Origin of the sequence: Pseudomonas capeferrum (genome assembly GCF_013523055.1) — a bacterium.
GTDB classification, from domain to species: domain Bacteria; phylum Pseudomonadota; class Gammaproteobacteria; order Pseudomonadales; family Pseudomonadaceae; genus Aquipseudomonas; species Aquipseudomonas capeferrum_A.
Map to the genome: position 1 here is coordinate 1 of NZ_JAAMQM010000043.1, position 7,449 is coordinate 7,449.

Here is a 7,449-nt window from a genome sequence, read left to right on the forward strand (position 1 = left end):
CATCCATGTTCATCGCCCCGCCCGAGTCCACCACATAGATGCAGGTGGCGCCGTAGCTTTCCATCAGCTTCGCCTGTTGCGCGAGCCCTTCGGGCGTTTGCATATGGCTCATCATCAGGAAGCCCACCGTGTCCATGCCCAGCTCGCGGGCATATTCGATGTGCTGGCGCGACACATCCGCCTCGGTGCAGTGAGTGGCCACGCGGACGATGCGAGCACCGGCGTCGTAGGCGTTCTTCAGGTCGTGGATGGTGCCGATCCCTGGCAGCAGCAGCGTGGCGATCTTGGCGTGGCTGACCGCGTCGGCGGCTGCTTCGATCCATTCGAGGTCGGTGTGGGCACCGAAGCCGTAGTTGAAGCTGGAGCCCTGCAGACCGTCACCGTGGGCGACCTCGATGGCGTCGACCTTGGCCCGGTCAAGGGCGGTGGCGATGGCGCGTACGTCATCCAGCGAATACTGGTGGCGGATGGCGTGCATGCCATCGCGCAGGGTCACGTCGCAGATATAGAGTTTCTTGCCGTTCATGCCAAAGCTCCCATCGCCAGGGCCATGCGCTCGGCGGTGGCCAGCGCGGCGGAGGTCATGATGTCGAGATTCCCGGCGTAGGCCGGCAGATAGTGGGCAGCGCCTTCGACCTCGAGGAACACCGAGGTCTTCAGGCCTGTGAAAGTCCCCTGCCCCGGCAGCTTCAGGTCGCGTACCGCTTCGAACTGCACCTGCTGCTTGAGGCGGTAGCCCGGCACGTAGGCCTGCACCGCGGCGGCCATTTCCTCGATGCTCGCCGCCACCTGTTGCAGGTCGGCAGCCTCGCTCAGCACGTACACGGTGTCGCGCATCATCAGCGGCGGCTCGGCGGGGTTCATGATGATGATTGCCTTGCCCTTGGCCGCACCGCCGATCACTTCGATGGCCTTGCTGGTGGTCTCGGTGAACTCGTCGATGTTGGCGCGGGTACCGGGGCCTGCGGACTTCGAGGCGATCGAGGCAACGATCTCGGCGTAGTGCACCTTGGCCACACGTGACACGGCCGCGACCATGGGGATGGTGGCCTGGCCACCGCAGGTGACCATGTTGACGTTGGTCGCCTGCAGGTGCTGCTCCAGGTTGACCACCGGCACGCAGTACGGGCCGATGGCCGCCGGGGTCAGGTCGATCATGCGCAGATCGACCTTGTGCTGGCGCAGGAAGGCGTCGTTCTTCACGTGGGCGCCGGCGCTGGTGGCGTCGAAGACGAAATCGATGTCCTTGAACTCCGGCAGGCGGGTCAGGCCCTCCACCCCTTCATGGGTGATGGCCACGCCCATGCGGGCGGCACGCGCCAGGCCATCGGACGCCGGGTCGATACCGACCATCGCAGCCATCTCCAGGTGTTGGGCATTGCGCAGGATCTTGATCATCAGGTCGGTGCCGATGTTGCCGGAGCCGATGATGGCAACTTTGCGTTTATGGCTCATGGGGGTCTCCGTCATTCGCCGCTGAAGGTCACGCCGACACGGCCCAGGCCGTCGATCTCGGCGTCGAAATGGTCGCCCGGCGCCACCGCCACCATCGGCCCGAGGGCACCGGTGAGGATGATGTCGCCGGCACGCAGCGGCTCGCCCAGGCGCGCCATGGTGCGGGCCAGCCACACTGCGGCGTTGAGCGGATGGCCCAGGCATTCGGCGCCGGTGCCGCTGGACACCAGCTCGCCGTTGCGGGTCATGCGCATCGCCGCGCCGCGCAGATCGAGGTCGTGCAACTGGCGCGCCGGTCCCCCGAGCACGAAGCAGCCGCTGGAGGCGTTGTCGGCCACGGTATCGGCGAAACGGATGTTCCAGTCCTGGACGCGGCTGCCGACGATTTCCAGCGCCGGCAGCACATGGCCGGTGGCGGCGATCACGTCGGCGAAGGTGGTCTGCGCGCTGGGCAGGTCATGGGCCAGCACCAGGGCGATCTCGGCCTCGATCTTCGGTTGCATGACGCTGGCGTAAGGCACGCTTTCGTTGTCGCCATAGCACATGTCAGCGAACAGGCAACCGAAGTCCGGCTGGTCGACACCCAGCTGGGCCTGCACCTTGGGATTGGTCAGGCCGATCTTGCGACCCACCAGGCGCCGGCCTTCGGCGAGGGCGTGAGCGACGTTCAAGCGCTGGATGGCGTAGGCCGCCTCGGCGTTTTCCGCGCCGATGGCATCGCGCAGCGGGGCGATGGCCTCACCCTGCTGCTGGGCGCGGCGCAGGTCGGCGGCCAGGCGTTCAAGGGTTTGCGAATCGATGGTCATGGGGTGTACCTCAATCAATGCTGGAGGAAGTCCAACACCAGGCGGTTGAAGGTGTCGGCGTGCTCCCACTGCGCCCAGTGGCCGCAGTTGTTGAACACATGCAATTCGGAATTGGCGATACCGGCGATCAGGCGCAGGCCGACATCCATCGGCACGAAGCGGTCGTTGCGGCCCCAGATGACCAGGGTCTTGGCCTTGATCTCGGCCAGGCGCGCGCTGAAGTCGGGAAACTGCTTGGGGTTGGCGGCCAGGCTGGCGACGAAGTTGTCGAGGTGGTCGCGGCGGCTGAGCATGTTGTCCAGGCGGGTCTGGAACAGCTCCTCGGTGAGATCGCTCGGGTCATAGACGAAGACGTTCATCATCTTCTTCAGGTTGTCGATGGTCGGCTCGCGGTACAGGCCGTTGAGCAGCTTGATGCCCTCGGTGGGCATCGGCACGAACGGGCTGGCGCCACCGGTGCCACCGCCCATCAGCACCAGTTTGCCGACACGCTCGGGGTAGCTCAGGGTGAAGGCCACGGCACTGTGGCCACCCATGGAGTTGCCGAGGATGTGCACGCGCTCCAGGCCCAGCACATCGAGCAGGCCCTTGAGCGCGGTGGCGTTGAGGTCCGAGCGCGAGCCGCGGCAGACGATCGGGTCGCTCTTGCCCCAGCCCGGGCAGTCCATCAGCACCACGCGGTAGCCGGCAGCCAGCAGCGGCTCGAGGTTACGGCTGAAGTTGGCCCAACCGCTGGCGCCAGGGCCGGAGCCGTGCAACATGACCACGGTTTCGGCGCCCTCGCCGAGGTCGTTGTAATGCACTTGCAGGTCGAGCTCGCCTTCGCGGATACGGTCAAGGCGGCTGCTGCCGGCTTCGCTGAGGGAGATGCTGGTCATGATGGGAGTCCTCTGTTCATTAGGTAAGGGAATGGGCGCTGAGCGAAGCGAAGCCGGCTATCCACTCCGGGATCGGCCGGTAGTAGCGCTCGCTGGCCTGGTAATCGCCGAACGCAGCGAGGGCGGCGAAGGCCGCCACCCAGGTCTTGACTTCGTGGGTCGATTTGCCGGCCAGCGCCGACAGCTCAGCATTGGCTATGGCGTCGAGCTCGCCGAAGCGGCGTTGCTCCAGCAGGTCGAGGAAGTGGTTGTCCCAGGCCGGGTTGAGCGGATGCAGCGTGTGCTGGTCACGCACGAAACCTTCGGCGGCGCTGATCACCCGTTGCTGGCGAGCCTGGCGCTCGTTGGCCGGCAGGTCGCGACCACTGCCCATCAGGCGGTCGGCCACGCGCGCATCGACATGGGCCAGCTCTGGCACCGGCGGTTGGTGCGACAGCCCGCCGGAGCCGAGGAACAGCACGCGCTTGCCGGTGCCCCGGGCGAAGCGACCGATGGCCTCGCCGAGCAGGCGGGCACGGACAAAGCCTGGCAGCGGCACCGCCACGCTGTTGATGAACACCGGGATCACTGGCTTTTCGGCCAGGCCGCCAAGCAGTAGCTCCAGCGGCTGGGCGAAGCCATGGTCGACCTGCATGCGATAGGAAACGGCGGCATCTACCCCCGCTTCCAGCACCGCGTTGGCGCAGGCCTCGGCGATCTCGCGCGGTACGTCGAGCGGGCCGGCCGCGCTCTGGAAGTCGCCGATGGCGGTGGCGCCCATGCCGATGCAGAAGGCCGGCATCACGTCATAGAAGAAACCGTTGTAGTGGTCCGGGGCGAACAGGAACACCAGCTCGGGGTCGAACGCGGCGATGCGCGCACGGGCGGCGCGAATCATTTCGTCCACCTCGGCCAGCACGGCTTGCGCCGGGTCGACGTAGCCCACCAATGGGGTATGCGACAGGCAGTGCAGATAAGCGCTCATCTCAGGCCACCTTGGACGCCAACGGCGCTTGCTGGTCAGCCTGGGGCTGGACAGCCAACGCACGCAGCAGGGCGTCGCTGGCCTGGCCGATGGTTTGTGGAATGGCCACGGCACCGACGAAACGGTCCGGGCGCAACAGCGCGATGGACACCGGGTAGCGGCCGAACCACTCCTTCAGGCGGCCAGTGCTGTCACCGATACGGATGACCCCGTCCGGCACTTCGCGACCGGCCTTGAGCTGAACTTCCGGCAACACCTGGATGAAGCAGGCACCCAGCGCACGCCAGGCGTCCACCTGGGCTGCGCTCAAGCCCCAGAGGGGGTCGTTGCCCCAGGCGATGAAGGCGAAGTTGCTGCCGATCACGTCGTCCAACAGGCGGATTTCGCCCGATTCGGTGACCACCCTGGGCTGGATGAACATGCGCCCGACCGGCGTCGCCTTGCTGTTCTGCTCGGTGACCAGCGCGCCCTTGGTGTACTGCGGCATGGGCTTGAAGCGCATCTCCAGGAAGTAGCGCTTGACCGCCGGCAGGTAGTTCAGCGCCCACGAGATACCGTCGCGCAGTGTGCCCTGCCAGCGCTTGGGCGGTGCCAGCACATGGCCCGCCAGCACCGACAGGTCGATCATCGCCTTGGCGTGGTCGCGGCGCTCCTGCTCGTAGGTATCGAGCAGCGCTTCGCCGGCCAAGCCCTTAGCCACCAAGGCCAGCTTCCAGCCGAGGTTGCTGGCGTCGCGCATGCCGCTGTTGTACCCCTGGCCCTGCCAGACCGGCATGATATGAGCAGCGTCGCCGGCCAGCAGCACCCGCTCGACCCGGAAGCGGCCCGCCAGGCGAGCGTTGTGGGTATACACGCGCTTGCGGATCAGCTCGACGCGGTCCGGGTCCGGCAGCACCTTGGCCAGTAGCTTGCGCATGTTCTCAGGCTTGCCCAACTCCTCTTCGGTCTCACCGGGCATCACCATGAATTCGAAGCGGCGCACGCCGTGGGGTAGCGCCGCGGAAACGTACGGGCGCATCGGGTCGCAGCACAGGTAGACGTTGGGGGTGCCCAGCGGGTCGTTGGCGATGTCGATGACGATCCACTGGTTGGGCGCGGTCTTGCCTTCGAAGCAGATATCCAGGGTGCGGCGGATCAGGCTGTTGCCGCCGTCGCAGGCCACCAGGTAACGGGCGCGCACGGTTTCCTGGCGCCCTTCGGGGCCGTTCATGCGCAGGCACACGCCCTGCTCGTCCTGCTGGAACTCCACCACATCGCGGGAGAACAGCGTGCGCACATTGGCAAAACGCGCCAGGCCGCGGTGCAGCACGGCGTCGACCTGAGGCTGAATGAAAGCGTTGCGCCGCGACCAGCCGAACTCGTCGGTGGTCGGCTGGATATCGGCGAAGCAGCGGCCCTTGGGGGTCAGGAAACGCATGGCATGCCACGGCGTGGTATGCGGCAGCACCTGCTCGACCAGGCCGATGGCCTGCACAGTACGCAGCGACTCGTCGTCGATGCCGATGGCGCGTGGGTAGTCAATCAGCTGGTCGAGCTTCTCGATCTGCAGCACCTGCACCCCGGCCTGGCCGAGATAGTTGGCGATGGCCAGCCCTACCGGGCCGGCACCGATGATGACCACGTCTGCGGTGTAGTCGGCCTGGAAGCGATCTGGATGCGTCTTGTTCATTGTTGTAATCCTCGACACTGCCCCACTGCGACCCCGGAGTATTCCAGGCAAGCCGCGACCGTCCTCGCGCAGGCAGGCGCAAGGGGGATCAATGGGCGTTTTAACGGGTACGGGGTCTAGCGGAATATCGCTACGCTTCGAAGTGGGAAGACGCAGGCAATGGTTAAGGACGGCAGGCAGGCATGGCGCATGATGGTTTCCCCTGTCAGGGTGTTGTAGTTGTTGCAGCGAGTATAGGAACGGCGCTGATTGCCCTACAATGAAAAACAACGCTGCTGTGCATTAAGTGCACATCATTGTTTTATAAGGATTTTTTTTGAATATTGACCGATATTCCGATTACAAGACTGTGCGCGGGCTAAGCCGTGGCCTGGCCTTGCTCAACGCCCTGAACCGGCTGGACGGGGGTGCCAGCCCGTCCAGCCTGGCTGAAATCACCGGCCTGCATCGCACGACTGTTCGGCGCCTGCTCGAGACCCTGCAGGACGAAGGCTACGTGCGCCGCAGCGAATCCGACGACAGCTTCCGCCTGGCCCTCAAGGTGCGTGAGCTGAGCGAAGGCTTTCGCGACGAACAGTGGATCTCCGCCATCGCTGCACCGTTGCTGGGTGACCTGTTGCAGCGTGTACTGTGGCCGACCGATATCTGCACGCTGAAGGTCGACGAGATGGTGGTGCGCGAGACCACGCACCGATTCAGCCGCCTGTCGTTTCACCGCTCGATGGTCGGCCGTCACCTGCCGGTGCTGCAGACGGCAACGGGGCTGGCCTACCTGGCGTTCTGCGGCGAAGCGGAACGCGAGCAGATCCTGGCGCTGCTGGCCACCCGCGACGGACCCGAATACCACCTGGCCCGCGACCGGCTGGCGCTGGACAACATCCTGCGCAAGGCGCGTCATCGGGGTTACGGCGAGAACTACATGGGCTGGAACCGGGAAGCCAAGATCGCCTCCATCGCGGTGCCCCTGCATGACCAGGATAGCCAGCGCCTGCTGGGCTGTGTGAGCCTGATCTACATCGCCAAGGCAATGAGTATTCAACAGGCTGCCGAACGATATCTGCCAGCCCTGCAGTCCTTTGCGCTGCAAGTACGACAGAAGCTGGGCACCGATCTTTCATCGAGGCCGGGGCTAGCCTGAGCGGGGTTCGCGTTAAGTTTCGGTGTGCACGCGCTGGCCAGTCGTACAACCAATGAAATGCTGTGCGTAAACATCAGCGTTGTTGTTGAGATCAAAGCGGGCGATTTGAGATTCGTTGTCTTTGTGTGGCTGGTTGCTTTCAACCTAATGCAGCCCTTCGCGCAGCGCTACTCACGGCCAGAAGTAGGCTGCTTGGCAGATGCGATCCTTGTGGGAGCGGGTTCACCCGCGAACACCGGCAAAGTCGGTGCCATGCACCGCGTCGCATTCTTCGCGGGTAAACCCGCTCCCACAGGGTATGCGCAGCGCTTGCGGGCGTTGATTACCTCGCATGCTCGCCGGTGCTTTCTCGCGGAGACTGTTCTGAAAGCCAAGGTCTGCTATGGGTTGATAGCAGCCCCTTGCGAGTGCCTGATATCGGCCCCTAGCAGACCTTCGCGGGGGGCTGCTCACGGCCAGAAGCAGACTGCTTGGCAGAGGCGATCCTGTGGGAGCGGGTTCACCCGCGAATACCGGCAAAGCCGGTGCCATGCACCGCG

At 65.1% G+C, this 7,449-nt stretch carries 6 protein-coding genes and 1 pseudogene; 1 reads left to right on the forward strand and 6 read right to left on the reverse strand.

Features of this window, described 5'->3' with window-relative positions; all coding sequences use genetic code 11:
* The 6 genes and pseudogenes from mhpE to G7009_RS27140 all read right to left on the reverse strand — a co-directional run.
* A pseudogene (gene mhpE / locus G7009_RS27115) lies at positions 1-526 on the reverse strand (4-hydroxy-2-oxovalerate aldolase); the annotation flags it as partial.
* Positions 523-1,455 (reverse strand): acetaldehyde dehydrogenase (acetylating), encoded by a 933-nt coding sequence (locus tag G7009_RS27120; protein WP_181133352.1) that lies wholly within the window; start codon positions 1,453-1,455, stop codon positions 523-525. The gene G7009_RS27120 and the pseudogene mhpE, both read right to left, overlap by 4 nt.
* A gap of 11 nt (positions 1,456-1,466) precedes the next feature.
* A complete protein-coding gene (mhpD, locus tag G7009_RS27125) occupies positions 1,467-2,261 on the reverse strand; it encodes a 2-keto-4-pentenoate hydratase (protein ID WP_181133353.1) in 795 nt (264 codons plus the stop codon).
* A 14-nt stretch (positions 2,262-2,275) separates the two neighbouring features.
* Positions 2,276-3,139, reverse strand: coding sequence for an alpha/beta fold hydrolase (locus G7009_RS27130; protein ID WP_181133354.1), 864 nt, complete (start codon positions 3,137-3,139; stop codon positions 2,276-2,278).
* A 19-nt stretch (positions 3,140-3,158) separates the two neighbouring features.
* On the reverse strand, positions 3,159-4,103 hold the full coding sequence (gene mhpB, locus G7009_RS27135) for a 3-carboxyethylcatechol 2,3-dioxygenase (RefSeq protein ID WP_181133355.1): 945 nt from the start codon (positions 4,101-4,103) through the stop codon (positions 3,159-3,161).
* Between the two features lies 1 nt (position 4,104).
* Complete coding sequence (locus tag G7009_RS27140; RefSeq protein ID WP_181133356.1) at positions 4,105-5,772, reverse strand: bifunctional 3-(3-hydroxy-phenyl)propionate/3-hydroxycinnamic acid hydroxylase; 1,668 nt, start codon at positions 5,770-5,772, stop codon at positions 4,105-4,107.
* Between the two features lie 316 nt (positions 5,773-6,088).
* On the opposite strand from G7009_RS27140, the gene G7009_RS27145 reads away from it, so the two are divergent.
* Complete coding sequence (locus G7009_RS27145) at positions 6,089-6,910, forward strand: DNA-binding transcriptional regulator (protein ID WP_181133357.1); 822 nt, start codon at positions 6,089-6,091, stop codon at positions 6,908-6,910.
* Positions 6,911-7,449: the final 539 nt, after the last annotated feature.